At 71.0% G+C, this 25,086-nt stretch carries 25 protein-coding genes; 7 read left to right on the top strand and 18 right to left on the bottom strand.

Annotation, left to right across the window (positions count from 1 at the left end):
• Nucleotides 1–109: 109 nt before the first annotated feature.
• The 10 genes from ACLQ3B_RS03305 to ACLQ3B_RS03260 form a co-directional block, all read right to left on the bottom strand.
• Nucleotides 110–742 carry a LysE family transporter gene (locus ACLQ3B_RS03305; protein WP_425777199.1) on the bottom strand — a complete coding sequence of 211 codons (633 nt, stop codon included), beginning with the start codon at nucleotides 740–742 and terminating at the stop codon, nucleotides 110–112.
• 808 nt (nucleotides 743–1,550) lie between these two features.
• Nucleotides 1,551–2,150, bottom strand: a complete 600-nt coding sequence (locus tag ACLQ3B_RS03300; RefSeq protein ID WP_425777197.1) for a TIGR03086 family metal-binding protein — start codon at nucleotides 2,148–2,150, stop codon at nucleotides 1,551–1,553.
• 204 nt (nucleotides 2,151–2,354) lie between these two features.
• Nucleotides 2,355–2,801 (bottom strand): metal-sulfur cluster assembly factor, encoded by a 447-nt coding sequence (locus ACLQ3B_RS03295; RefSeq protein WP_425777195.1) that lies wholly within the window; start codon nucleotides 2,799–2,801, stop codon nucleotides 2,355–2,357.
• Between the two features lie 67 nt (nucleotides 2,802–2,868).
• Nucleotides 2,869–3,342: a Fe-S cluster assembly sulfur transfer protein SufU gene (gene sufU, locus ACLQ3B_RS03290; protein WP_328652952.1), complete on the bottom strand. Its 474-nt coding sequence runs from the start codon at nucleotides 3,340–3,342 to the stop codon at nucleotides 2,869–2,871.
• Nucleotides 3,342–4,646, bottom strand: coding sequence for a cysteine desulfurase (locus ACLQ3B_RS03285; RefSeq protein WP_425777193.1), 1,305 nt, complete (start codon nucleotides 4,644–4,646; stop codon nucleotides 3,342–3,344). Before ACLQ3B_RS03285 ends, sufU begins: the two co-directional genes overlap by 1 nt.
• 20 nt (nucleotides 4,647–4,666) lie before the next feature.
• A complete protein-coding gene (sufC, locus tag ACLQ3B_RS03280; protein ID WP_425777191.1) occupies nucleotides 4,667–5,440 on the bottom strand; it encodes a Fe-S cluster assembly ATPase SufC in 774 nt (257 codons plus the stop codon).
• Nucleotides 5,440–5,766, bottom strand: coding sequence for a non-heme iron oxygenase ferredoxin subunit (locus tag ACLQ3B_RS03275; protein ID WP_091403693.1), 327 nt, complete (start codon nucleotides 5,764–5,766; stop codon nucleotides 5,440–5,442). Before ACLQ3B_RS03275 ends, sufC begins: the two co-directional genes overlap by 1 nt.
• Nucleotides 5,766–6,908, bottom strand: a complete 1,143-nt coding sequence (sufD, locus tag ACLQ3B_RS03270; RefSeq protein WP_425777189.1) for a Fe-S cluster assembly protein SufD — start codon at nucleotides 6,906–6,908, stop codon at nucleotides 5,766–5,768. The genes ACLQ3B_RS03275 and sufD overlap by 1 nt, the downstream gene beginning before the upstream one ends.
• 58 nt (nucleotides 6,909–6,966) lie before the next feature.
• The gene (gene sufB, locus ACLQ3B_RS03265) at nucleotides 6,967–8,397 is read right to left on the bottom strand and encodes a Fe-S cluster assembly protein SufB (RefSeq protein ID WP_091403689.1); all 1,431 of its coding nucleotides are present in this window, start codon (nucleotides 8,395–8,397) and stop codon (nucleotides 6,967–6,969) included.
• Complete coding sequence (locus ACLQ3B_RS03260) at nucleotides 8,394–9,194, bottom strand: helix-turn-helix transcriptional regulator (protein WP_425777187.1); 801 nt, start codon at nucleotides 9,192–9,194, stop codon at nucleotides 8,394–8,396. Before ACLQ3B_RS03260 ends, sufB begins: the two co-directional genes overlap by 4 nt.
• A 98-nt stretch (nucleotides 9,195–9,292) precedes the next feature.
• Here ACLQ3B_RS03260 and ACLQ3B_RS03255 point away from each other — a divergent pair, with 98 nt between their 5' ends.
• A complete protein-coding gene (locus ACLQ3B_RS03255; RefSeq protein WP_425777185.1) occupies nucleotides 9,293–10,258 on the top strand; it encodes a COX15/CtaA family protein in 966 nt (321 codons plus the stop codon).
• 393 nt (nucleotides 10,259–10,651) lie between these two features.
• Here the strand turns inward: ACLQ3B_RS03255 and ACLQ3B_RS03250 are convergent, their stop codons facing one another.
• The 4 genes from ACLQ3B_RS03250 to ACLQ3B_RS03235 form a co-directional block, all read right to left on the bottom strand.
• Nucleotides 10,652–11,107, bottom strand: a complete 456-nt coding sequence (locus ACLQ3B_RS03250) for a hypothetical protein (RefSeq protein ID WP_425777183.1) — start codon at nucleotides 11,105–11,107, stop codon at nucleotides 10,652–10,654.
• Between the two features lie 6 nt (nucleotides 11,108–11,113).
• Nucleotides 11,114–12,034 (bottom strand): ATP-grasp domain-containing protein, encoded by a 921-nt coding sequence (locus tag ACLQ3B_RS03245; protein ID WP_425777181.1) that lies wholly within the window; start codon nucleotides 12,032–12,034, stop codon nucleotides 11,114–11,116.
• A gap of 12 nt (nucleotides 12,035–12,046) precedes the next feature.
• The gene (locus tag ACLQ3B_RS03240; RefSeq protein ID WP_425777179.1) at nucleotides 12,047–12,382 is read right to left on the bottom strand and encodes a hypothetical protein; all 336 of its coding nucleotides are present in this window, start codon (nucleotides 12,380–12,382) and stop codon (nucleotides 12,047–12,049) included.
• Nucleotides 12,383–12,705: 323 nt separating this feature from the next.
• Nucleotides 12,706–13,659: a heme o synthase gene (locus ACLQ3B_RS03235; RefSeq protein WP_425777177.1), complete on the bottom strand. Its 954-nt coding sequence runs from the start codon at nucleotides 13,657–13,659 to the stop codon at nucleotides 12,706–12,708.
• 268 nt (nucleotides 13,660–13,927) lie between these two features.
• Between ACLQ3B_RS03235 and tkt the strand changes: the two genes are divergently transcribed.
• The 6 genes from tkt (at nucleotide 13,928) to pgl (ending at nucleotide 22,493) form a co-directional block, all read left to right on the top strand.
• Nucleotides 13,928–16,066, top strand: a complete 2,139-nt coding sequence (tkt, locus tag ACLQ3B_RS03230) for a transketolase (protein WP_425777175.1) — start codon at nucleotides 13,928–13,930, stop codon at nucleotides 16,064–16,066.
• Between the two features lie 15 nt (nucleotides 16,067–16,081).
• Entirely contained in the window at nucleotides 16,082–17,281 is a 1,200-nt protein-coding gene (tal, locus tag ACLQ3B_RS03225) for a transaldolase (RefSeq protein WP_425777174.1), read from the top strand.
• A 79-nt stretch (nucleotides 17,282–17,360) separates the two neighbouring features.
• Nucleotides 17,361–19,010 (top strand): glucose-6-phosphate isomerase, encoded by a 1,650-nt coding sequence (locus ACLQ3B_RS03220; protein WP_425777172.1) that lies wholly within the window; start codon nucleotides 17,361–17,363, stop codon nucleotides 19,008–19,010.
• A 2-nt stretch (nucleotides 19,011–19,012) separates the two neighbouring features.
• Entirely contained in the window at nucleotides 19,013–20,566 is a 1,554-nt protein-coding gene (gene zwf / locus ACLQ3B_RS03215; protein ID WP_425777170.1) for a glucose-6-phosphate dehydrogenase, read from the top strand.
• A complete protein-coding gene (locus tag ACLQ3B_RS03210) occupies nucleotides 20,563–21,579 on the top strand; it encodes a glucose-6-phosphate dehydrogenase assembly protein OpcA (RefSeq protein ID WP_425777168.1) in 1,017 nt (338 codons plus the stop codon). The genes zwf and ACLQ3B_RS03210 overlap by 4 nt, the downstream gene beginning before the upstream one ends.
• Before the next feature lie 143 nt (nucleotides 21,580–21,722).
• On the top strand, nucleotides 21,723–22,493 hold the full coding sequence (gene pgl / locus ACLQ3B_RS03205; protein WP_425777166.1) for a 6-phosphogluconolactonase: 771 nt from the start codon (nucleotides 21,723–21,725) through the stop codon (nucleotides 22,491–22,493).
• A 17-nt stretch (nucleotides 22,494–22,510) separates the two neighbouring features.
• Here pgl and ACLQ3B_RS03200 read toward each other — a convergent pair whose 3' ends face one another.
• From ACLQ3B_RS03200 to ACLQ3B_RS03185, 4 genes are all read right to left on the bottom strand, one after another.
• Nucleotides 22,511–22,852, bottom strand: a complete 342-nt coding sequence (locus ACLQ3B_RS03200; RefSeq protein ID WP_425777165.1) for an RNA polymerase-binding protein RbpA — start codon at nucleotides 22,850–22,852, stop codon at nucleotides 22,511–22,513.
• A gap of 140 nt (nucleotides 22,853–22,992) precedes the next feature.
• A complete protein-coding gene (gene secG, locus ACLQ3B_RS03195) occupies nucleotides 22,993–23,253 on the bottom strand; it encodes a preprotein translocase subunit SecG (protein ID WP_425777163.1) in 261 nt (86 codons plus the stop codon).
• A gap of 96 nt (nucleotides 23,254–23,349) precedes the next feature.
• Nucleotides 23,350–24,141 carry a triose-phosphate isomerase gene (gene tpiA / locus ACLQ3B_RS03190; protein ID WP_425777161.1) on the bottom strand — a complete coding sequence of 264 codons (792 nt, stop codon included), beginning with the start codon at nucleotides 24,139–24,141 and terminating at the stop codon, nucleotides 23,350–23,352.
• A partial coding sequence (locus ACLQ3B_RS03185) for a phosphoglycerate kinase (protein WP_425777159.1) occupies nucleotides 24,142–25,086 on the bottom strand: 945 nt, incomplete at its 5' end.

Below are 25,086 nucleotides of genomic sequence, written 5' to 3'. Positions count from 1 at the left end.
GGCCCGGCCCGGGCGGATCCGGTGCAGTCAGACGGCCCGGCCCGGTCCCGACGCGGTCGGTGGCCCCGCGGGCCCGGCCCGGTGGTGGCTGAACAGCCGGTGGTGACCGCTAGCCCGGCAGGACCGCAGCCACCGCCAGCGCGGCGATGAGCACGCTGGAGACCAGGCCGGTGACCAGCCGACCACGCGGCCCGGTCAGCGCCCGGCCGACCACCGTGCCGCCGCCGGCGATGAACAGCTGCCAACTCGCCGACGCCAGGAACACCCCGGCCACGAACAGCGCCACCGGGACCACGCCCGAGTCGGCCGTGTCCCGACGGCCGAGCACCAGCGCGGTGAAATAGAGCACCGTCATCGGGTTCAGCAGAGTCAGCCCGAGCAGCGCCGCGTAGGCCCGCCCCGGAGTACTCATCCCCCGACCCGCGCGTGCCGTCGGCCGTCGCCGGGAGCGGTGCGCGGACCACGTCCGCCAGAGGCCGTGCCCGGCGAGCCCCAACAGGACGACGGCGGCGACCACCCGCAGCGGCCCGGCGACCGGTGCGATGACGTCGGCCAGGCCCGCGCCGCCGAGCGCGGCGACTGCCGCGTAGAGCCCGTCGGCCGTCGCCACGGCGAGCGCCGCGGCCGCACCGACCCGGAACGAGGTACGGGCACTGAGCCCCAGGATGAGGATCGCGATCGCGCCGACCGGGATCGCGACGCCGTAGCCGGCCACCAGACCGGCGAGGAACGCCCCGGTCACGGACGTCGGTGGCGGGTCGAGGCTCGCCCCCGGACCGGCCGCTGTCGACGCACGGCAGTCGCCGCACGGACAGGGACCTGCATCGGGTACGCCTCAATCACACGCGCATCCTGCGCGCCGAACCCGCGCCCCGCCACCGAATTTCCCCCGCCCCGCGCCCTCGCGCCCCGCCGCACGCCCCGCGCCTTGCGCCTTGCCGCACGCCCTCGCGCCCCGCCCCGCCGCACGCCCCGCACCTTGCGCCCTGCGCCTTGCCGCACGCCCTCGCGCCCCGCCCCGCCGCACGCCCCGCACCTTGCGCCCTGCGCCTTGCCGCACGCCCTCGCGCCCCGCCCCGCCGCACGCCCCGCACCTTGCGCCCCGCCGCACGCCGCACGCGCCCCGCGCCGCACCTGCGCGCCCCGCGCCCCGCACCCGCGCGCACCGCGCACCGCGCACCGCGCGCACCGCGCACCGCGCACACCGCGCACCGCGCGCACCGCGCCGCACCTGCGCGCCCCGCGCCCCGCACCCGCACGCGCCGCACCTGCGCGCCCCGCGCCCCGCGCCCGCCCGCACGCACCGCGCCAAGATCTCCGCAACTACCCCGATGTTGCTGCCTCCGACACCGCCAGAGACAGCAACATCCCCGATACTGCGCGGATCTTGACGACGAACACCGCCCACGAGGAACCGGGAGCGGGAGTGGGGGTGCCCACGACCGCCAAGGTCACGCTCGAACCAGGATGTAGTGGCCTCGGCGACGCACCGAGGCCACTACATCAATGATCGAGCGCGATCTTGGGTTGTTCGGGGGTCGGCCGATCGATCAGAGCCGCACTCCGGGCCACTGGGGGTCGCGGCCGAGGTAGGAGAGCAGGGCGCTGACGTCGTCGGCCTCCGCGCCGGCGTCGAGCGCCGGGGCGTACGCGCCGTAGTTTCGCAACGGCTCGACGACCTGCCGGGCGACCTCCAGCAGGGGGCGGGCCAGGTTGTCGTTCAGCGGGGACGGCTGACCGGTGGCCACCGCGATGTCCCAGGCGTGCACCGCCGCGTCGAGAGCGCACGCGACGGCACCCACCTGGGCCGGCAACGCACCCAGCGGCAGCGGAGTCCGCACCTGCGGATCGTCGTCGGCGACGCCCGCCCAGGCGCGAGCGGACGCGTCGAGGGCGGCGCGCAACCCGATCAGCTTGTCACCCTCGATCCGACCGGAGGGCGCGAACGGGTCCTCCGACGGCCCCGCCCCGCCGACGATCGCCGCCGCGAAGGCGATCTGGTCGCCGGTCGCGTGCTGGAGCACCTGGGTGACAGTCCACCGCTCGCACGGAGTGGGCAGGTCCCAGGCATCGGCTGGGATTCCCTCGGCGGTCGCCCGGAGCGCCTTGTGCGCCTCGTCGAGCACGTCTCGCCACTGTCCAGCCGCCATCTCACCCATTGTCCCGACCCTCTCCGCCGACCCCGTCAAGCGAGCGAAACCACTCACCTGGTGAACGGAATGTTCCGCTCCGTTCTGCAATCAGAATAGCAGACCGGAACGATCCGTTCCACTACTGATGCACGTGGCGGCACAACAGATCGAGCGCGGCACCCAAACGGGCACCGCGCTCGACGACTGTGGGGCGAAGTCGGGTCAGACGTTGAAGCCGAGGGAACGGAGCTGGTCGCGACCCTCGTCAGTGATCTTGTCGGGGCCCCACGGCGGGAGCCACACCCAGTTGATCCGGATGTCGTTGACCAGGCCGCCGCCGGGGCCGGTGGTCAGCGCCTGCCGGGTCTGGTCTTCGATGACGTCGGTCAGCGGGCAGGCCGCCGAGGTGAGCGTCATGTCCAGGGTGGCGACGTTCTCGTCGTCGACGTGTACGCCGTACACGAGGCCCAGGTCGACCACGTTGATGCCGAGCTCCGGGTCGACGACGTCCTTCATCGCCTCCTCGATATCGGCGATCATGGCCTTGCTGACGCCGCCCGCAGGGGCGGCGGCGTCACCGGTGCCACCGGTCGTCGCGGCGTCGGTCTGCGGCACCACGCTGGTGTCACCGGCCTCAGGCGTCGCCTCGGTAGCGGTGTTCTCGCTCATGCCGTCCCTCCGCATCGCTGTGTGATGCCACCCGGCACCACTGTGTCATTGGCTCGCTGACGCACCGTCACGCCTTCACCTCCGGGCTCACGCCCACACCGGCGCGTGCCGCGGCGTCCTTGAACGCCATCCACGGCAGCAGCGCGCACTTCACCCGGGCGGGGTAACGGGCCACACCCGCGAAAGCAACCCCGTCACCGAGCACGTCCTCGTCCGGCGTGACCTGGCCACGTCCGGACATCAACTCCACGAACGCCTCGTGCACCTCGAATGCTTCCCCAGTGCCGCGACCGCGCAGCAACTCGTGCAGCACGCTCGCCGAGGCCTGGCTGATCGAACAGCCCATCCCGTCGTACGAGATGTCGTGCAGCACCGTGCCGTCGGTGGCCACCCGGACGGTGACCTCGTCACCGCAGGTGGGGTTGACGTGGTGCGCCTCCGCGACCTGGTCACCCGGGTCGTCGGCGTCGCGTAGGCCACGCCCGTGTGGGCGCTTGTAGTGGTCCAGGATGATCTCCTGGTAGAGCTGGTCGAGCTGCATCAGTCGAACACCTTCCGCACCTGCTCCAGACCTGCCACCAGAGCGTCGATCTCCTCGGTGGTGGTGTAGAGGTAGAACGACGCCCGGGTCATGGCCGGGACGCCGAACCGGCTGCACACCGGCTTGGCACAGTGGTGGCCCACCCGCACCTGCACGCCGAGCGAGTCGAGCACCTGACCCACGTCGTGCGGGTGCACGTCACCCAGCGCGAACGAGATGGTGCCGCCCCGGCCCACCGGCACGGTCGGGCCGAAGATCCGTAGGTCCGGTACCGAGCCGAGAGCATCCAGCGCGTACGCCGTCAGCTCCTTCTCGTGCCACTGGATGGCCCGCATCCCGATGTCGGTCAGGTAGTCGACAGCCGCACCCAGCGCGACCGCCTCGGCGATCGGCGGAGTGCCCGCCTCGAAGCGGGCCGGCGGCGCGGCGAACGTCGAGCGGCCCATGGTGACCGTCTCGATCATCGAGCCGCCGCCGAAGACCGGCGGCATGGCCGCCAGCAGCTCACCCCGACCCCACAGCACGCCGATGCCTGTCGGACCGCACATCTTGTGACCGGTGAAGACGATGTAGTCGGCGTCCAGGTCGACCACGTCGATGGGCAGGTGCGGCACCGACTGCGAGCAGTCCAGCAGCAGCAGAGCGCCCACCTCGCGCACCCGCGCGGTGATCCGGGAGGTGGCGTTGACCGTGCCGAGGATGTTGGACACGTGCACCAACGAGACGATCTTCGTCCGTTCGGTGACCAGATCCTCCAGGCCCGACTCGTCCAGCCGACCCTGGTCGGTGACCGGGAACCAGCGCAGGGTCGCGCCGGTCCGCTCACAGAGCAGCTGCCACGGGACGATGTTCGAGTGGTGCTCCATCTCGGAGATCACCACCTCGTCGCCGGGCCCCAGCCGGAACCGGGGGTCGGCGTCCGGGCGCAGCGAGGCGTTCGAGAAGGCGTACGCCACGATGTTGATCGCCTCGGTGGAGTTCTTGGTGAACACCACCTCGTCGACGCTGGGCGCGTTGATGAACCCGGCGATCTTCGCCCGCGCCCCCTCGTACGCCTCGGTGGCCTCGGTGCCCAGGGTGTGCACCGAGCGCGACACGTTGGCGTTGTGCCGCGCGTAGTGCTCGTCGAGCACGTCGAGCACCTGGCGCGGTTTGTGCGAGGTGTTGGCGCTGTCGAGGTAGACCAGCGGGTGCCCGTTGATCTCCCGACCGAGGATCGGGAAGTCGGCGCGCACCCGGGCCACGTCGAAACGCGGCACGTCGTCGTACTGCGGCATCCCCGAAGGGATCGCGATGCTGGTCATCTCGGCAGCGCCTCTCCCGCTCAGGCCTTGGCCGTGCCGGCCCCGGCGGCGTACCGCTCGTAGCCCTCGGCCTCAAGCTTGTCGGCCAGCTCGGGGCCGCCCTGCTCGACGATCCGGCCGGCCACGAAGACGTGCACGAAGTCCGGCTTGATGTAGCGCAGGATCCGGGTGTAGTGGGTGATCAGCAGCACGCCGGTGTCGCCGTTGTCGCGGACCCGGTTGACGCCCTCGCTGACCACGCGCAGCGCGTCCACGTCGAGACCGGAGTCGGTTTCGTCGAGGATCGCGATCTTCGGCTTGAGCAGCTCCAGTTGGACGATCTCGTGCCGCTTCTTCTCACCGCCGGAGAAGCCCTCGTTGACGTTGCGCTGGGCGAACGCCGGGTCCATCTGGAGGCGCTCCATCGCGCCGCGCAGCTCGCCGCCCCAGGTACGGAGCTTCGGCGCCTCGCCGTCGATGGCGGTCTTCGCGGTCCGCAGGAAGTTCGCCACCGAGACACCGGGCACCTCGACCGGGTACTGCATGGCCAGGAAGAGGCCGGCGCGGGCGCGCTCGTCGACAGTCATGGCCAGCACGTCCTCGCCGTCGAGCGTGACGCTGCCACCGGTGATCTCGTACTTGGGGTGACCGGCGATCGAGTACGCCAGGGTGGACTTGCCGGAACCGTTCGGACCCATGATCGCGTGGGTCTCACCGGACTTCACGGTCAGGTCGACGCCGGACAGGATCGGCTTGAGCTCACCCTCGGGCAGCTTGACCGACACCTTCAGGTCGCGGATCTCCAGGGTGCTCATTATCGGGTCACTCCATTACTCGGCGTCAGGCTGAGGTAGATGTCGCCGTCGCGGACTTCGACGGGGTAGACGGGGACGGGTTCGGTGGCGGGCAGGCCGGTCGGCTCGCCGGTGCGCAGGTCGAAGCGCGAACCGTGCAGCCAACACTCGAGCGTGCAGCCGTCGACCTCGCCCTCGGAGAGCGCGACCGAGGCGTGCGAGCACTCGTCGTACGCGGCGTAGAAGCCGCCGTCCTCGCCGTGCACCAGGGCGATCGGCGTGCCGTCGACGTCCGCGCTGATCGCGGTGCCCTTCGGCACGTCCTCGGTGGAGCAGATTCGGATCATCAAGCGCCCGCCTTGGTCAGCCGGGCCTCGATCGCGTCGCCGAGGCTCTCGCGCAGCGAATCCACCGGAATCTTGTTGATCAGCTCGGCGAAGAAGCCACGGACCACCAGCCGGCGGGCCTCACCCTCCGGAATTCCCCGGGCCATCAGGTAGAACAGCTGCTCGTCATCGAAGCGGCCGGTCGCGCTGGCGTGGCCGGCGCCGGCGATCTCGCCGGTCTCGATCTCCAGATTGGGTACGGAGTCCGCCCGCGCGCCGTCGGTGAGCAGCAGGTTCCGGTTGATCTCGTACGTGTCGGTGCCGGTCGCCTCGGCCCGGATGAGAACGTCGCCCACCCAGACGGTGTGCGCGCTCTCGCCCTGCAGGGCACCCCGGTAGCCGACGTAGCTGCGGCAGTCCGGAACGCTGTGATCGACCAACTGCCGGTGCTCCAGGTGCTGGCCCGAGTCGGCGAAGTAGACGCCGTACAGCTCGGCCTCGCCACCGCGCCCGGTGTATTCCACACTTGTGAACTGCCGGACCAGATCGCCACCCAGGGACACCTGGATGTGGATGACCCGGGCGTCCCGGCCCAGCTTGATCTTCAGGTGCTGGGCCTGAACCGCGTCGTCGGCCCAGTCGGCGACCGTGACCAGCGTCAGCTTCGCGCCGTCGGCCACGGTCACCTCGACGTTGTCGGCCAGGGTGGCCGAGCCGACGTGCTCCAGAACCACAGTCGCCTCGGCGAACCGGCCCACCTCGACGAAGGTGTGACCGAACGACGGCTGCTCGACGCCCTCGCCGACCACCCGCAGACGCACCGCCTCGCCGAGCACCACGTCGGGGGCCACCCGCAGCAGCAGGGCGTCCGCGGCAGCACCGTAGGCCAGCGCGCTGACCCGGTCGACAGGGGTCAGCACACTGCCGATCCGCTCGTCGTCACGGCCGACCCGGGTGATGGCGACGCCCTCGGGCAGGTCACCGTACTCGTGTCGGACCGCGCCGGTCGCGGCCGGCGCCTCAGTGTTCAGGCCGCGGAGGCGCTTGAGCGGGGTGAAGCGCCACTCCTCCTCCAGGCCGGTGAGGGCCGGGAAGTCGGCGACGTCGTACGAGCGCAGCGCCTGCGACTTGGTGCTGGGCGGCGCGGAAGCCTGGGTAGTCATTTCTTCCTTGGTCTGTTCTACGACGACGGTGTCAGGTGCTCGGTAGGGGCGGGCGGCGTCAGCCGACCGCGCCCTCCATCTGAAGCTCGATCAGGCGGTTGAGCTCCAGGGCGTACTCCATCGGGAGCTCCTTGGCGATCGGCTCGATGAAGCCGCGCACGATCATGGCCATCGCCTCGTCCTCGCTCAGACCCCGGCTCATCAGGTAGAAGAGCTGGTCATCGCTGATCTTGGAGACGGTCGCCTCGTGCCCCATCGACACGTCGTCCTCGCGGATGTCGACGTACGGGTAGGTGTCCGAGCGGGAGATGGTGTCGACCAGCAGCGCGTCGCACTTGACCGTGCTCCGGCTGTGGTGCGAACCCTCCAGCACCTGCACCAGACCCCGGTACGAGGTGCGGCCGCCGCCACGGGCGATCGACTTCGACACGATGGTCGAGGAGGTGTGCGGCGCGGCGTGCACCATCTTGGCGCCGGCGTCCTGGTGCTGACCCTCGCCGGCCATCGCCACCGAGAGCACCTCGCCCTTGGCGTGCTCGCCGGTCATGTAGACCGCCGGGTACTTCATGGTCACCTTGGAGCCGATGTTGCCGTCGACCCACTCCATGGTCGCGCCCTCGTGGCAGACGGCGCGCTTGGTGACCAGGTTGTACACGTTGTTCGACCAGTTCTGGATGGTCGTGTAGCGGCAGCGCGCGTTCTTCTTCACGATGATCTCGACGACCGCGCTGTGCAGCGAGTCGGAGGAGTAGAGCGGCGCGGTGCAGCCCTCGACGTAGTGCACGTACGCACCCTCGTCGACGATGATCAGCGTCCGCTCGAACTGGCCCATGTTCTCCGTGTTGATCCGGAAGTAGGCCTGCAGCGGGATCTCCACCTGCACGCCCTTCGGCACGTAGATGAACGAGCCACCGGACCAGACGGAGGTGTTCAGGGCGGCGAACTTGTTGTCACCGACCGGGATCACCGTGCCGAAGTACTCCTTGAAGACATCCTCGTGCTCACGCAGCGCCGTGTCGGTGTCCAGGAAGAGAACGCCCTGCTCCTCAAGGTCCTCACGGATCTTGTGGTAGACGACCTCCGACTCGTACTGCGCCGCGACACCGGCCACCAGCCGCTGCTTCTCCGCCTCCGGGATGCCCAGCCGGTCGTAGGTGTTCTTGATGTCCTCGGGCAGGTCCTCCCAGCTGGTGGCCTGCTTCTCGGTCGACCGCACGAAGTACTTGATGTTGTCGAAGTCGATCCCGGTGAGGTCCGCGCCCCAGGCCGGCATCGGCTTACGGCCGAACAGCCGCAGGCCCTTCAGCCGCAGGTCGAGCATCCACGCCGGCTCGTTCTTCTTGGCCGAGATGTCCCGCACCACCGCCTCGTTGATGCCGCGCTGGGCGACCGCCCCGGCGGCGTCCGGGTCGGACCAGCCGTACTCGTACCGGCCCAGGGCGGCTAGCTGCTCTTCCTGGGTCAGGGGCTGGACGATCTGCTCGGTCATCTATCTGTCCTCACAGTGGTGACGGGATTACCGGATTGAACGCGGCCCGGCTGGGTCGGGATGTGCGTGGTGCACACCCCGTCGCCGTGCGCGATGGTGGCCAGACGCTGCACGTGGGTGCCGACCAGACGGGAGATAACCGCGGTCTCGGCCTCGCACAGTTGGGGAAACTCGGCGGCCACGTGCGCCACCGGGCAGTGGTGCTGACAGAGCTGGCCGCCGGAGGCGATCGTGGTCGCATTGGCAGCGTAACCCTCGGCGGTGAGCGCTGCGGCGAGTGCCTCGGCTCGGGCGAGAGGCTCGTCGCCGGCGTCCTCCATGGCCGTCCGACAACGGGACTCGAGAGCGGACACCTGCTCGGTGGCGAACGCCTCGACCGCGCCCGAACCGCCGCTGCGGGCGATCCAACGCAGCGCGGCGGTGGCCATGTTGTCGTAGTGGTGTGTGCCACAGCGGACCCGGGCGGCCTCGGTCAGCAGGAACACCTTGGCCGGGCGCCCTCGCCCTCGACTGCCCTGCACGGTCTGCTCGCGGGCGTAGACGTCACCCTCCGCGAGCATCGCGTCCAGGTGCCGGCGGATCGCCGCCGGGCTGAGCCCGAGCGCCGCGCCAAGCTGCGCGGCGGTGGTGGCACCCTGCTCCAGCAGCAACTGGGTGACCCGATCCCGGGTGGAGATCTCGGCCGCCGCCGACCCGGCAAGGCCGGCCGACATGGTCACGGCGGGCGCAGAGACGGACCCACCGAGGGCCGGCACGGCCGTCGGTTGGTGCCCGGAGAGCGCCGCCGCGTTTTTCACAACGCCAACGTTACGTAATTACCCGGAGGGTCGCAAACCCGGGCCCCGGTGATCCGAGCCACCGAGCCGGCGGAGTCGGACGAACCTCGATCACTACAGTGCGTAGGATTTGCGCCGTGAACCGCATCGTCCGTCCGGTCTCCGGCATCCTGCTGCGCCGCCTCGCGCTCGCCTCGATCATCTCGAACGTGGCGATCGTCGTCACCGGCGGGGCCGTCCGGTTGACCGCCTCGGGCCTCGGCTGCCCCACCTGGCCCCGGTGCACCGACGACTCGTACGTCACCACCCCCGAGATGGGCGTGTACGGGGTGATCGAGTTCAGCAACCGGATGCTGACCTTCGCGGTGGGCCTGATCGCGCTGGCCACCCTGCTGGCCGTACTCCTGCACCGGCCGCGCCGACCCGGGCTGCTGGCCCTCGCGGTCGCGGTGTTCCTGGGCATTCCCGCCCAGGCGGTGGTCGGTGGCATCACCGTGCTCACCAACCTCAACCCGTGGGTGGTCGGCCTGCACTTCCTCGCCTCGATGGCGGTGATCGCCGCCGCGTACGCCCTCTGGCGGCGCATCGGCGACCCCGACGGCCCGACCGTGGCCGTGGTGCCCGCACCGCTGCGCGCGCTGGCCCGGATCACCACAGGCGTCACCGTCGCGGTGCTGGTCATCGGCACCTGGGTCACCGGCAGCGGCCCGCACGCCGGCGACCACGGCGCCGCCCGCAACGGGCTCGACCCGGAGACGATCTCCCAGGTGCACGCCGACGGGGTCTTCCTGCTGATCGGCCTCTCGGTGGCGCTCATCTTCGCGTTCCGCGCCGTCGGTGCGCAGCGGGCCACCCGCGCCGCGATCGTCCTGGTCGCCGTGGAGTTGAGTCAGGGCCTCATCGGCTTCGTGCAGTACTTCACCCACGTGCCGGCGATCCTGGTCGGCGCGCACATGCTCGGCTCCTGCCTGGTGCTGCTGGCCGCCCTGGCGGTGCAGTGGTCCACCCGGGAACGCCGCCCGGTCGCGCCGACCCCCGAGGCCGCCCCGAGCGACACCGCCACCCCGGTAGCGGTCACCGCCTGACCCACCCCGGCCGCCCGACGACCCCAAGGCCTGCCCCCCGTGCCCTCGCGCCCCGTGCCCTAGTGCCCTCGCACCCTCGCGCCCCGCGCCCTCGCGCCCCGCGCCCTCGCGCCCCGCACCCCGCGCCCCGCGCCCTCGCGCCCTCGCACCCCGCACCCCGCGCATCGCGCATCGCGCATCGCGCATCGCGCATCGCGCCCCACGCCCCGCACGCCCCGCGCCCCGCACGCCCCGCCCCCCGCGCCCCGCGCCAAGATCTCCGCAACTACCCCGATGTTGCTGCCTCCGACACCGCCAGAGACAGCAACATCCCCGATACTGCGCGGATCTTGACGACGAACACCGCCCACGAGGAACCGAGAGCGGGAGTGGGGGTGCCCACGACCGCCAAGGTCACGCTCGAACCAGGATGTAGTGGCCTCGGCGACGCACCGACACCACTACAACCAGGATGCTGCGCGATCTTGCCGCGGACAGCGCGGACACCACGCCCAGCGCGAGCAGCGCGGACAGCGCGGACACCACGCGCAGTGCGGACAGCGCGGACACCACGCCCAGCGCGAGCAGCGCGGACAGCGCGGACACCACGCCCAGCGCGGACAGCGCGGACACCACGCCCAACGCGAGCAGCGCGGACAGCGCGGACACCACGCCCAGTGCGGACAGCGCGGACACCACGCCCAACGCGAGCAGCGCGGACAGCACGGACACCACGCCCAGTGCGGACAGCGCGGACACCACGCGCAGTGCGGACAGCGCGGACATCACGCCCAACGCGAGCAGCACGGACACCACGCCCAACGCGGACAGCGCGGACAGCGCGGACACCACGCCCAGCGCGAGCAGCACGGGAGGTCAGGCGCGGTGGGTCAGGTGGGTGGTGATCGCGTTGGCGAGGCGGTCGGGGGCTTCGTCCGCGTACCCGATGAAGAGCGACGGCTCGGTCAGCTCCAGTTCGACCAGGACCGGCTCGCCGTCCCGACCGGGGATCAGGTCGACCCGGGCGTAGAGCAGCTGCCGGGTGCCGCCGGGGATCGCCGCGAGGGTCCGCTCGGCCACCGCCAGTTGTTCGGGGCGGACGGTGCGGGCGGTGATCTCTTCGGCCTTGTAGAGCCCGTCCGGGCCGAGGTCCGGCCCGGTCAGCATCGGACCCTTGCGGATCGCGTGGCTGAACGCGAGCCCCTCCGGGCCGGCCAGGAAGAGCAGTGCCGTCTCGCCCTCGGTGTCGACGGCACGCAGGTACGGCTGGACCATCGTCACCCGGCCGGACTCGGACAGCCGGCGGACATGTGCGGCGGCCAGGTCCCGGTGTTCCGGGTCGGCCAGGTCGTATCGGCCGGTGTCCTGGCTGCCGGCGCTGACCGCGGGCTTGAGCACGTACTCGCCGGTCTCGGCGGGCAGTTGCCAACCCTCCCCCGGCTCGATCCACGACGTCGGCACGGTCGGCACCCCGACGGCGCTCAGCTCGGCGAGGTAACGCTTGTCGGTGTTCCAGCGGACCACGTCGGCCGGGTTGACAAGCGTCGGCACGGTGGCCGCCCAGGACACGAACTCGTCGCGGCGCAGTGCGTAGTCCCAGGGTGAGCGGAGCACGACCAGGTCGTAGGACGACCAGTCGACGTCGGGGTCGTCCCAGCTGACGGCCTGGACGGCGACGCCACGGGCCGCGAGCGGAGCGAGGACCAGCCGGTCGTCAGGGTCGAGGTCGGCCAGGTCGGCGCAGGTGACGAGAGCGACCCGGGGTTCCCCCCGGGTCGACTGGTGATATGTGGTCAATTCAGCTGTTTTTCAGCGGGACATCGTGCGGCGGGCCATCGACCGCCAGAGGTCGTTGCTGGGGCGCATCTGGTCCATCAGTTCACGCTCCCAGGCGTTCTCGACGGTGACTCCCGCCGTGGCGCACGCCTCCCGGGCGGTGACGGTGTCCTCGGCGAACTGGTCGCCCCACTCACCATCGGAACCCACCAGCACGATCCGCGCGCCACGCTTGCCGACGTACTCGATGACCGCCTTCGCGCCGCCGTGTCCGGCGGCGAACGCCTTGAGGCCCGCGACCAGGCCGTGGGGCGCCTGCTCGCCGGCGGTCTGCTCGGCCGTCAGCGTCGTATCGGAACCATCTGCCATGACGCGAAGCCTAAGCAGAGTCGCACCCCGTCGGGCGAGAACCATGAACCTTTTGTGATGCCAATTACCTACAGGTTTAAGGCTGGCCACAGGTTCGCTGTCCGTTTATTTACCGACTTTTACCGCCAAAACGCGCGGGCAAAGCGCTCCTGAACGGCATCTAGTTGAGCCCATCCGACTCATGCTGAAAGTTACTCTGATGTGACGTTAAACCCGGACAACTCATCCACGTCCATGATTAGTCACCAGATCACGGATGCCATTCGCCGACGATCAGGAGCGAAGGTCAGAAGCGACGGTCAGAGCCGGGCGTGCGGGACGGGTCAGATCAGCGCGTCGAGCGCGACGGCCAGGAAGACGATCGTCAGGTACGTCGTCGACCAGTGGAACAGCCGCATCGGCTTGACCGCCTCGCCGCGCGTCGCGCGCCGGCAGAGCCGGTGTGCCTCGAGCACGAAGATGGCACCCACCACCAGGGTCGGCACCCCGTAGATCGCGCTGAGCCCCAGCGGCCAGACGGCCAGGGAGGTGAGCACGGTGAGCCACGCGAAGATCAGGATCTCGGCGTTGACCCGGCGGATCGAGGCCACCACCGGCAGCATCGGGATGCCGGCCCGGGCGTAGTCGTCCTTGTACTTCATCGCGAGGGGGTAGAAGTGCGGCATCTGCCAGAAGAAGACCACCGCGAAGAGCCCCCAGGCGGCCGGCGACAGCGAGCCGGTCACCGCCGCCCACCCGATCAGCACCGGCGCCGCCCCGCAGGCGCCGCCCCAGAAGGTGTTCGCCGGGGTGGAGCGCTTGAGCCACAGGGTGTAGACGAGGTCGTAGTAGAGGATCGCGGCGAGGGTCAGCCCGGCGGCCAGCAGATTGGTGAACGCCGCCAGCAGGGCGACCGACACCGCCGCCAGCACCAGCCCGAAGACCAGCGCGCTTCGCGGCGACACGGTGTGCGCCGGCAACGGCCGACGCTTGGTACGCCGCATCAGCTGGTCGATGTCGCGGTCGATGTAGCAGTTGAGCACGCTGGCCGCGCCGGCGGCGAGCGAGCCGCCGATCAGCACGACGGCCATCAGCCACAGCGACGGAAGCCCGCCCTCGGCGAGCATCATCGCCGGGATGGTGGTGACCAGCAGCAACTCGACGATCCGCGGCTTGGTGAGGGACACGTACGACGAGAAGACCGCTCGTACGTCCCGCCGGGCCACCGGGCCCTCGGCCGCCCGCGCCGGGTGTCCCCCGGCCGGGTTGCTCGCGGGGCGCTCGGTGATCATGCTCACGGATTGCCACCTTCCGGCATCGGGCACGGGGAGAGTCGGATCGGCCGGGACCACAACAGGTCCGCATACCGACCCACACACTACGCGTCGTCGTTTTGGCTGCCCGGCCGACCCGACAACGGTGCGGGCCGTCACACCACCGGGTTGAACCGAGCATCCGGATGGTCACGTAGCGCACACCATGCACAGATCCCCGGGCGCGCGCTCAGGGACGCTCGATAAGGTCATCGGTGAGGGTTCCGCCCATCTGCCGAGGAGCACAACCATCGTGGCTGTTAAACGACCCGAGCACCCCGCACTGAACTGGTCCGACCTCGATCGCCGGGCCGTAGACACCGTCCGCGTGCTGGCCATGGATGCCGTAGAGAAATCCGGCAACGGCCACCCGGGCACCGCGATGAGCCTCGCGCCCGCGGCGTACCTCCTCTTCAACCGCGTCATGCGGCACAACCCGGCCGATCCGAACTGGCCGGGACGCGACCGGTTCGTCCTCTCCGCCGGGCACTCCAGCCTGACGCTCTACATCCAGCTGTTCCTCTCCGGCTACCCGCTGAGCCTGGACGACCTGAAGTCGCTGCGGCAGTGGGGCTCGCAGACGCCGGGGCACCCCGAGCACGGGCACACGCCGGGCGTGGAGACCACCACCGGCCCGCTCGGGCAGGGTCTGGGCAACGCGGTTGGCATGGCCATGGCGGCCCGCCGCGAGCGCGGCCTGTTCGACCCCGAGGCCGAGCTCGGCGCGTCCGTCTTCGACCACAACATCTGGTGCATCGTCTCCGACGGCGACATCGAGGAGGGCATCAGCCACGAGGCCAGCGCCCTCGCCGGGCACCAGCAGCTGGGCAACCTCGCGGTGATCTACGACGACAACGAGATCTCCATCGAGGACGACACCCGGATCGCCAAGAGCGAGGACGTGGCCGCCCGCTACGAGGCGTACGGCTGGCACGTGCAGACCGTCGACTGGCGCAGCGGCGACGCCGACCAGGGCGACTACCACGAGGACGCCGAGGCGCTGCACGCGGCGCTCGTGGCCGCCCGGGCGGAGACCAGCCGTCCCTCCTTCATCGCGCTGCGCACCATCATCGGCTGGCCCGCGCCCAACAAGCAGAACACCGGCAAGATCCACGGCTCGGCGCTCGGCGCCGACGAGGTGAAGGCCACCAAGCGGATCCTCGACTTCGACCCGGAGCAGACCTTCCAGGTCGACGAGGAGGTGCTCAGCCACGCCCGCACGGTGATGGGCCGCGGTTCCGACGCCGAGCAGGAGTGGACCACCGCGTTCGACGCCTGGAAGAAGGCGAACCCGGAGCGCACCGCGCTCTACGAGCGGTTGGCTGGCCGCGTACTCCCCGACGGCTGGACCGACGCGTTGCCGGTCTTCCCCGCGGACGCCAAGGGTGTGGCCACCCGGGCCGCCTCCGGCAAGGTGCTGGAGGCGCTCGCGCCGGTGCTCCCGGAGCTGTGGGGCGGCTCGGCCGACCTGGCCGAGAGCAACAACACCACAATGAAGGGCGAGCCGTCGTTCATCCCGGCCGCGCACGCCACCAAGGACTTCCCCGGTCACGAGTACGGCCGCACGCTGCACTTCGGCATCCGTGAGCACGCCATGGGCGCGATCCTCAACGGCATCGCCCTGCACGGTGGCACCCGCCCGTACGGCGGCACGTTCCTGGTCTTCAGCGACTACATGCGTCCGTCGGTGCGGCTGGCCGCGTTGATGAAGCTGCCGGTGACCTACGTCTGGACGCACGACTCGATCGGTCTCGGCGAGGACGGCCCGACCCACCAGCCGGTGGAGCACCTGACCGCGCTGCGCGCCATCCCGGGCCTGGACGTGGTCCGGCCGGCGGACGCCAACGAGACCGCCTGGGCCTGGCGGCAGGCGCTGGAGCACACCGACCGGCCGACCGCGCTGGCGCTGAGCCGTCAGCCGCTGCCGACCATGGACCGCGACGTCCTGGGCAGCGCGGAGGGTGTGGCCAAGGGCGGCTACGTGCTGGCCGAGGCATCCAACGGCAAGCCTCAGGTGATCATCATCGGCACCGGTTCCGAGGTGCAGCTCTGCCTGACCGCCCGGGAGCGGCTGGAGGCCGACGGCACCCCGACCCGGGTCGTCTCGATGCCCTGCCAGGAGTGGTTCTACGAGCAGGACGAGGCATACCGGGAGTCGGTGCTCCCGCGCGGGGTAAAGGCACGGGTGAGCGTGGAAGCGGGCATCGCGATGTCCTGGCGCGGTGTCGTCGGTGACCTCGGCGAGAGCGTGAGCCTGGAGCACTACGGAGCGAGCGCCCCGCACACCGTGCTCTTCGAGCAGTTCGGGTTCACCCCCGACCGGATCGTGGCGGCAGCACACGCCTCACTGGCCCGGGTGGGCGACATCACCGGTTTCACGACCGGCAACTGAGGGAGCGTGGATGGCATGACGGACAAGCTGAATGAGCTCACCGCCGCGGGCGTGGCGGTCTGGCTCGATGATCTTTCCCGGGTGCGGTTGAGCTCCGGCGGGCTGGACCAGCTGCGCCGCGAGAAGCACGTGGCCGGTGTCACCACCAACCCGACGATCTTCGCCAAGGCGCTCAGCGACGCCGACGAGTACAACTGGCAGCTTCGCGACCTCGCCACCCGTGGCATCGAGGTCGAGGAGTCGGTGCGCATGCTCACCACGTACGACGTGCGGTGGGCCTGCGACGTGATGCGTCCGTCGTACGACGGCAGCGAGGGCGTCGACGGTCGGGTCTCCATCGAGGTGGACCCCCGGCTGGCGCACGACAGCGACAAGACCGTGGCCGAGGCCAAGGCGCTGTGGTGGCTGGTCGATCGCCCCAACCTCTACATCAAGATCCCGGCCACCGAGGCCGGCCTCCCGGCGATCACCGCCACCCTGGCCGAGGGGATCAGCGTCAACGTGACGCTGATCTTCGGTCTGGACCGCTACTCGGCGGTCATGGAGGCGTTCCTCACCGGCCTGGAGCAGGCCAAGGCCAACGGCCACGACCTGTCCAAGATCGGCTCGGTGGCGTCGTTCTTCGTCTCCCGCGTCGACTCCGAGGTCGACAAGCGATTGGACCGGATAGCCGACAAGGCCGCCGACAGTGCAGGCAAAGAGCGCGCGCTGGGACTGAAGGGGCGCGCCGCCATCGCCAACGCGCAGCTGGCGTACGAGCGCTACTCCGAGGTGTTCTCCTCCGACCGTTGGAAGGCGCTCGCCGGTGCCGGCGCGCACCCGCAGCGGCCGCTCTGGGCGTCCACCTCGACGAAGAACCCGGACTACCGGGACGTCATCTACGTCGAGGAGCTGATCGCCCCCGGCACGGTCAACACCATGCCGGAGTCGGTCATCCACGCGTACGCCGATCATGGCGAGACCCGCGGCGACACCATCACCGGGTCCTACGACGCGGCCCGCAAGGTCTTCGCCGACCTGGAGTCGGTCGGGGTGGACATGGACGACGTGATCGCCACCCTGGAGCGCGAGGGCGTGGAGAAGTTCGAGGCCAGCTGGCAGGAACTGCTCGACGGCGTCCGCAAGTCGCTGGAGGAGGCGGCGAAGGGCAAGGGTGCTCCGAACAAGGCGGCCAAGGGCAACGCCAAGGCCGCCGAGAAGGCCGGTGGCGCATGAGCGAGCGCAGCGAGCGAACCACCAGCAAGCTCAGCGCCACGGAGCCTCGTGACGGCACGCAGCGAAGCGGAGTGACGGCATGAGTGACCTTCTTGCAGGACCTGTGGAGGCAGCTGCCGGGCTCGCCGTGTACGGCGCGGACGCGGTCGACAAGTCCGCGCCCGCCTCGACCCGGGACGCGCTGGTCAAGGCCGGCGTCCCGGGCAAGCTGGCGGGCAAGGACGCGAGCCTGTGGGGTCCGGATGCCGAGGCCGAGGCGAAGATCCGGCTGGGCTGGGTGGACACCCACCGGCGCAGCCGCGAGCTGCTCGTGCAGTTGGCCGAGCTGACCGCGGAGCTGGCCGACCTGGATCACGTGGTGCTCGCCGGCATGGGCGGCTCGTCGCTCGCGCCCGAGGTGATCACCCAGACGCTGGGTCGCCCGCTGACCGTGCTGGACACCACCGACCCGGGCCAGGTCCGGGCGGCGCTCGGTGACCGGCTGGAGCGCACCGTCGTGGTGGTCGCCAGCAAGTCCGGGTCGACGGTGGAGACCGACAGCCACCGGCGCGCCTACTGGCAGGCGTTCCTGGACGCCGGGATGACCGAGGCGGAGGCCGGCCGGCACTTCGTCATCGTCACCGACCCGGGTTCGCCGCTGGAGGCCACCGCGGCCGAGATGGGTGCGTTCACCGTGCTCGCCGACCCGAACGTCGGCGGCCGTTATTCGGCGCTGACCGCCTTCGGTCTGGTGCCCTCGGCGCTGGCCGGGGTCGAGGTCGCGGAACTGCTCGACCAGGCCGACGCGCTGGCCACGTCGCTCGGCGCGGACCAGAACAACCCGGCGCTGGCGTTGGGCGCCGCCCTGGGCGCCGCGGCCACGCTGGCCCGGGACAAGGTCGCCCTGGTCTCCGACGGCACCGGCATCGACGGGCTCGGCGACTGGGCCGAGCAGCTGATCGCCGAGTCGACCGGCAAGGCCGGGGTGGGCATCCTCCCAGTGGTCGTGGAGTCCCCGCAGAGCCCCGGTGCCACCGGCCCGGACGTGCTGACCGTCAGTTACGGCGGCGCGCTCGCCCCCGGTGACGTGCCGGGCGGCGGCGCCACGCCGGACGTGGCCGTCAACGGCCCGTTGGGCGCGCACTTCCTGGCCTGGGAGTACGCCACCGCGGTGGCCGGCGTGGTGCTCGGCATCGACCCGTTCAACCAGCCGAACGTCACCGAGTCCAAGGAGAACACCAACAAGATCCTGGCCTCGGGCCTGCCGGCGGAGACGCCGTCGTTCACCGAGGGCGCGATCGAGGTGTACGCCCCGCAGGGCGCCCCGGGGGACCTGGCCGGCGTGTTGCGTTGGCTGCTCGACGGGCTGGGCGACGACGGTTACCTCGCGGTGATGGCGTACCTCGACCGGTTCGCCGACGCCGACGCGGCCCGGCTGCGGCCGCTGCTTGCCGAGGCGGGCGGGCGGCCGGTCACCTTCGGCTGGGGTCCGCGGTTCCTGCACTCGACGGGCCAGTACCACAAGGGCGGCCCGCAGGTGGGCAGCTACCTCCAGGTGACCGGCGCGGTCGCCGAGGACCTGGCGGTGCCGGGCAAGCCGTACACCTTCGGGGAGTTGCAGGCGGCGCAGGCCGCCGGGGACCGGCAGGCCCTCGCCGGTCGGGAGCGGCCGGTGCTGCGGTTGCACCTGACCGACCGGGCCGCCGGTGTCGCCCAACTACTGGACGCGGCCGGTGATCTGCGGGCGTGAGGATGGACGACGTGACTGAAGCGGAGCGAGGAGGCGGTTCGGTGAATCCGCTGCGCGACCCGCAGGACCGCCGGTTGCCCCGGATCCCCGAGCCCTGCGCTCTGGTGATCTTCGGGGTGACCGGCGACCTGGCCCGCAAGAAGCTGCTCCCCGCGGTCTACGACCTGGCGAACCGGGGGCTGCTGCCGCCGGGCTTCGTGGTGCTCGGTTTCGCGCGCCGCGACTGGGGTGACGGCGACTTCGAGACGTTGGCCTGCGAGGCTGCCCGCAAGCACGCCCGGACCCCGTGGCGGGACGAGGTGTGGGCGCGGCTGGCCGGCAACATCAAGTTCGTCGGCGGGTCGTTCGACGACGACGCGGCCTTCGACACCCTCGCCTCGACGCTTGACGATCTGCGCCAGACCCACGGCATCACCGGCAACGCGGCGTTCTACTTCTCCATCCCGCCGGCCGCGTTCCCCGTCGTGCTCAAGCAGCTGGCCCGCACCGGCATGGCCGACAACGAGAAGTCCGGCGGTTGGCGCCGGGTCGTGGTGGAGAAGCCGTTCGGCAACGACCTGCCCTCGGCGAAGGCGCTCAACGACCTCGTCGACGACGTGTTCACCCGGCAGGACGTCTTCCGGATCGACCACTACCTGGGCAAGGAGACGGTTCAGAACATCCTCGCCCTGCGGTTCGCCAACAACCTGTTCGAGCCGCTGTGGAACTCCAAGTACGTCGACTCGGTGCAGATCACCATGGCGGAGGACGTCGGCATCGGCACCCGCGCCGGCTTCTACGACACCGTCGGCACCGCCCGCGACGTGCTGCAGAACCACCTCCTCCAACTCCTCGCCCTGGTGGCGATGGAGGAGCCGACCAGCTTCGACGCCGACGAGATCCGGGCCGAGAAGCTGAAGGTGCTCAAGGCCATCACGCTGCCCAAGGACGTCACCCGGGACACCGTCCGGGGCCAGTACCTGCCCGGTTGGGTCGGCGGCGAACGCGCGGTCGGTTACCTGGACGAGCGGGACGTCCCCACCGACTCCACCACTGAGACGTACGTGGCGGTGCGGCTGGGCATCCAGAACCGCCGCTGGGCGGAGGTGCCGTTCTACATCCGGGCCGGCAAGCGGCTGCCCCGGCGGGTCACCGAGGTCGCCATCATGTTCAAGAAGGCGCCGCACCTGCCGTTCAACGACGCCGACATGGAGTCGCTGGGCAACAACCAGCTGGTCATCCGGGTGCAGCCGGACGAGGGTGTGGTGCTCAAGTTCGGCTCGAAGGTGCCGGGCACGACCATGGAGGTCCGCGACATCGCGATGGACTTCCAGTACGGCGAGGCGTTCACCGAGTCCAGCCCGGAGGCGTACGAGCGTCTGGTCCTGGACGTGCTGATCGGCGATCGCACCCTGTTCCCGGACGCGTCCGAGGTCGAGCAGAGCTGGCAGGTGATCGACCCCCTGGAGCACGCCTGGGAGGGCACCACCCCGGAGCCGTACCGGGCCGGCGAGTGGGGCCCACGGGCCTCCGACGAGATGCTGGCCCGCGAGGGCCGCGCCTGGAGACGAGCATGATCGGGCTGTGGGACACCACCGGCAACGAGGTGGTCAAGGCGCTCGCCGCCGAGCGGCGCAGCGCCGGCGGGGTGGCCAGCGGCATGGCGCTCACCCTCATCGTGGTCGTCGACGAGAAGCGGGTCCGGGAGGCAGAGGCGGCGGCGACGATCGCCGCGGCCGCCCACCCGTGCCGGCTCGTGGTGGTGGTGCGCTCGGAGATCGAGCGGGACCGCAACCGCCTGGACGCGGAGATCGTCGTCGGTGGGCGGCTCGGCCCGTGCGAGGCGGTGGTCACCCGGATGTACGGCCGGCTGTCCCTGCACGCCGAGTCGGTCGTGATGCCGCTACTCGTTCCCGACGTGCCGGTGGTCACCTGGTGGCACGGCGAGCCGCCGGCGGAGATCGCCACCGACTTCCTCGGGGTGGTGGCCGACCGGAGGATCACCGACTCCGCGCAGGCCGCCGACCCGGTGGAGGCGCTGCGGCAGCGTGCCCGGGACTACGCCCCGGGTGACACCGACCTGGCGTGGACCCGGATCACCCCGTGGCGCACCCTGGTCGCCGGGGCGTTCGACACCACAAGCGAGCGGGTCACCGAGGCGACAATCGTCGCGCCGCCGACCGACCCGACGGCGGCGCTGATGGCGGGTTGGCTGTCCAGCCGGCTCGGCATCACCCCCCGCCGGGTGGACGACAACGAGTTCCCTCGGATGCGGGAGGTGCAGCTCAGCTGCGCCAACGGCGACCAGCTGACGCTGACCCGCGAGGACAGCATGGCCGTGTTCCGGCGGACCGGCCAGGACGACCGGGCCCTGCCGCTGGTCCGTCGCCCGCTCGGCGACGAGCTGGCCGAGGAGCTGCGTCGTCTGGACGCCGACCAGGTGTACGCGGAGGCGCTGGGCGCCACGGTGGGGCTGCGCGGGCTGGAGCAGCGCCCTGCGCAGCGAGTCCACGTCTGGAAGGATCCGGCCACCGCGCAGCGCGCCGAGGCCGGGGTCACCGCGCACACCGGCACGAGCGGCGAGGGCTGAGCCCAGCCGGGGCACGACGTCGGGCAGGGCCGGTACGCGCCGGCCCTGCCCCGCAATCTCCGGGGTCTCCGCCCCACCACCTCGGGCACACCGCCCCGGGCACGACAGCGACCGCCCCGCGGTCGGGAAACGAAGGCGCAACCATGAGTGAGGCGAGTGTCGCCGTCCACGCCGACGCCGACCTGTTGGCGCAGGCCGTGGCAGCCCGGTTGCTGGTGAAGCTGCTCGACGCCCAGGCCGACCGGGGCGAAGCCTCGGTGGTGCTCACCGGAGGGCGGGTCGCCGCGGCCGTGTACCGCGCGGTGGCGACGTTGCCGGCCCGCGATGCGGTGGACTGGTCCCGGGTCGACGTGTGGTGGGGCGACGAACGGTTCCTGCCCGCCGGTGATCCGGACCGCAACGAGACCCAGGCCCGCGCCGCCCTGCTGGACGTGGTGCCGCTGGACCCGGCCCGGGTGCACGCGATGCCAGCCTCGGACGGCCCGGCCGGCAACGACCCCGAGGCGGCGGCTGCCGCGTACGCGGACGAACTGGCACGCGCCGCCCGACCCGGGCACGCCACGCTGCCGCACTTCGACGTGCTGATGCTGGGCGTCGGCGAGGACGGCCACGTGGCGTCGGTCTTCCCCGAGCACCCGGTGGGTTACGAGACCCGGCCGGTCAGCGCGGTGCGGGGCAGCCCCAAGCCGCCGCCGACGCGGACCACCCTCACCCTGCCGGCGATCAACACCGCCGAGGAGGTCTGGCTGGTGGCCGCCGGTGCCGACAAGGCTCGCGCGGTGGGTATGGCGTTGTCGGGCGCCGGGCCGGTGCAGTTGCCGGCGGCCGGTGTGCGCGGCGTGGGCCGCACCCGCTGGCTGCTGGACCGGGCAGCGGCAGCCGACGTGCCCGCCCGACTGCGCAGCCTGCGCTGAGCGCGCGGAGGAGCCCGTTACTCGCCGCGTCGTCGGCGTAGTGCGGCGAGCGCCTCGGCGAGCAGGGCCTCCCCCTCCTCGGCGGTGCGCCGCTCCTTCACGTACGCCAGGTGGCTCTTGTACGGTTCGGCGCGGACCCGGCCCGGCGGGTTCTCGGCGTCCCGGCCGGCGGGCAGGCCGCAGCGGGGGCAGTCCCACAGGGGCGGCGGCTCGACGTCCGCGGCGATCCGGATGTCGATCCGATGGTCGTTACGGCACCAGTAGGTGACGTCCTGTCGGGGGGCGGGTTGGTGCCGCTCGTCCGGGCGCATGGGTGCGGACCCGACCCGGGCTCCCCGGATAACGTTGCCACTCGGCACGGCTGCTCGCTCCTGTCGTCGGAGGGGACCCGCCGTCTTCGGGGGTGGAGCGGCGGGCGACGCGGTGCAGCGGAGAAAAGCCTGCGCGCGGCCCGTCGAGTGACGAACCGCGCGCAGATTGTACGACTTACCGAGCCTGCTCAGGAGCCGCTGTTCAATTGGAGGCGCAGCCAGAGCCCGAGCCCGACGATCGCGGCGAACCAGACGACGCTCACCAGAACGGTGTAACGGTCCAGGTTCTTCTCCGCGACCGAGGAGCCGGCGAGGCTGGAGCTGACGCCACCGCCGAACATGCTCGACAGACCGCCGCCCTTGCCGCGGTGCAGCAGGATCAGCATGGTGAGCAGAATGCTCGTGATGACCAGCAACACGATCAACGTGTATGCGAACCAGATCGGCATGGCTGGGGTCAGTTCCTCTCGTAGCGATCCTCGCCCGGTCTGATCGGGCACGGCGGCACCGACCGGCGGACGGGCGGTGTCCAGGATACCGAGCGATCAGCGGGCGAGGTGCTCCGGGAACCTGCAGATCTGAGCGAATTCCTCCGCGTCCAGGCTGGCGCCCCCCACCAGGCCCCCGTCCACGTCCGCCTGGCCCATGATCGAGGCGATGTTGGACGCCTTGACCGAGCCGCCGTAGAGGACCCGAACCTGGTCGGCGGTCTCCTGGTCGAAGCGTTCCGCCAGCCGCTGACGCACCGCCCCGCAGACCTCCTGAGCGTCGTCCGGCGTCGCGGTCTTGCCCGTGCCGATCGCCCAGACCGGCTCGTACGCGATCACGACCTGCCGCACCTGCTCGGCGGTGAGCCCGGCGAGGCCCCCTTCGAGCTGGTCGGAGCAGTGCGCCACGTGGGTGCCCTGCTCGCGGATGTCAAGCCCCTCCCCCACGCACAGGATCGGCGTCAGGCCGTGCGTCAGCGCCGCCTTGACCTTGGCGTTGACCAACGCGTCGTCCTCGTGGTGATAGGCCCGCCGCTCGGAGTGCCCGACCACCACGTACGTGCAGCCGAGCTTGGCCAGCATCGGCCCGGAGATGTCCCCGGTGTACGCGCCGGACGCGTGCGGGGAGAGGTCCTGTGCGCCGTAGCCGATCAGCAGCTTGTCGCCGTCCACCGCGGTCTGCACGGTCCGTAGGTCGGTGAAGGGCGGCAACACGACCGTCTCGACGGCGGTGAGCTGCTTCTCGGTGAGGCTCGCCGCCAGCTTCTGCACCAGCAGGTTGGCCTCGAGGTGGTTGAGGTTCATCTTCCAGTTGCCGGCCATCAACGGCCGGCGGGTCGTGCTCGACATTCAGTTCTCCAGGGCCGCGATGCCGGGGAGGGCCTTGCCCTCGAGGTATTCCAGGGAGGCGCCACCGCCTGTGGAGATGTGCCCGAAGGACGACTCGTCCAGACCAAGGGCACGGACCGCCGCCGCGGAGTCACCGCCACCGACGACGCTGAACGCGTCGGCCTTGGTGATCGCCTCGGCGATCCCCCGGGTGCCCGCCGCGAAGGCCGGCATCTCGAACACGCCCATCGGGCCGTTCCAGAAGATCGTCTTCGCCTGGGACAGCGCGGCGCTGAAGCCGGCCACCGTCTCCGGGCCGACATCCAGGCCGAGCCGGTGGCTCGGGATGCCGTCGACCCGGACCGTGTCGTGCGCCGCGTCCGGAGCGAACGCGTCCGCGACCACCACGTCGACCGGGAGCATGATCTTGCCACCGGACCGCTCCAGCAGGTTGCGGCAGGTGTCGACCATGTCCTTCTCCAGCAGCGAGGTGCCCACCTCCAGGCCCTGGGCCTTGAGGAAGGTGAAGCACATCCCGCCGCCGATGAGCAGCCGGTCGACCGTGGGCAGCAGAGCCTCGATCACCGCGAGCTTGTCGGACACCTTCGACCCACCGAGCACCACCACGTACGGGCGCTCCGGGTCAGCGGTGAGCTTGGAGAGGACCTCGACCTCACGCAGCACCAGCCGGCCCGCGACGTGCGGCAACCGGGCCGGCACGTCGAAGACGCTTGCGTGCTTGCGGTGCACGGCACCGAACGCGTCGTCCACGTACGCGTCGCCGAACGCGGCGAGCTGGTCGGCAAAAGCGCCCCGCTCGGCCTCGTCCTTGCTGGTCTCACCGGCGTTGAAGCGCAGGTTCTCCAGAAGGGGGGCCAGGGCCGCGGCCCGGGCGCCGCCGGTGGTGGGGGCGGGGGGCCCCCCCCGGGGGGGGGGGGAGGGCACAGTGGCGCCCGCCCCCGCACC

Source organism: Micromonospora sp. DT53 (assembly GCF_049841535.1).
In the GTDB taxonomy this organism is placed as follows: Bacteria; Actinomycetota; Actinomycetes; order Mycobacteriales; family Micromonosporaceae; genus Micromonospora.
Note: the sequence above shows the minus strand (reverse complement) of the source record. Positions and strands in the feature narration are given on the sequence as shown.

Bases quoted from the DNA above. Each gene is read 5' to 3' on its own strand.
- ACLQ3B_RS03300 (WP_425777197.1), bottom strand. From the start codon at position 2,150: ATGGCGGCTGGACAGTGGCGAGACGTGCTCGACGAGGCGCACAAGGCG.
- ACLQ3B_RS03295 (WP_425777195.1), bottom strand. From the start codon at position 2,801: ATGAGCGAGAACACCGCTACCGAGGCGACGCCTGAGGCCGGTGACACC.
- sufU (WP_328652952.1), bottom strand. From the start codon at position 3,342: ATGCAGCTCGACCAGCTCTACCAGGAGATCATCCTGGACCACTACAAG.
- ACLQ3B_RS03285 (WP_425777193.1), bottom strand. From the start codon at position 4,646: ATGACCAGCATCGCGATCCCTTCGGGGATGCCGCAGTACGACGACGTG.
- sufC (WP_425777191.1), bottom strand. From the start codon at position 5,440: ATGAGCACCCTGGAGATCCGCGACCTGAAGGTGTCGGTCAAGCTGCCC.
- ACLQ3B_RS03275 (WP_091403693.1), bottom strand. From the start codon at position 5,766: ATGATCCGAATCTGCTCCACCGAGGACGTGCCGAAGGGCACCGCGATC.
- sufD (WP_425777189.1), bottom strand. From the start codon at position 6,908: ATGACTACCCAGGCTTCCGCGCCGCCCAGCACCAAGTCGCAGGCGCTG.
- sufB (WP_091403689.1), bottom strand. From the start codon at position 8,397: ATGACCGAGCAGATCGTCCAGCCCCTGACCCAGGAAGAGCAGCTAGCC.
- ACLQ3B_RS03240 (WP_425777179.1), bottom strand. From the start codon at position 12,382: ATGGCAGATGGTTCCGATACGACGCTGACGGCCGAGCAGACCGCCGGC.
- tal (WP_425777174.1), top strand. From the start codon at position 16,082: ATGACGGACAAGCTGAATGAGCTCACCGCCGCGGGCGTGGCGGTCTGG.
- ACLQ3B_RS03220 (WP_425777172.1), top strand. From the start codon at position 17,361: ATGAGTGACCTTCTTGCAGGACCTGTGGAGGCAGCTGCCGGGCTCGCC.
- zwf (WP_425777170.1), top strand. From the start codon at position 19,013: ATGGACGACGTGACTGAAGCGGAGCGAGGAGGCGGTTCGGTGAATCCG.
- ACLQ3B_RS03210 (WP_425777168.1), top strand. From the start codon at position 20,563: ATGATCGGGCTGTGGGACACCACCGGCAACGAGGTGGTCAAGGCGCTC.
- pgl (WP_425777166.1), top strand. From the start codon at position 21,723: ATGAGTGAGGCGAGTGTCGCCGTCCACGCCGACGCCGACCTGTTGGCG.
- secG (WP_425777163.1), bottom strand. From the start codon at position 23,253: ATGCCGATCTGGTTCGCATACACGTTGATCGTGTTGCTGGTCATCACG.
- tpiA (WP_425777161.1), bottom strand. From the start codon at position 24,141: ATGTCGAGCACGACCCGCCGGCCGTTGATGGCCGGCAACTGGAAGATG.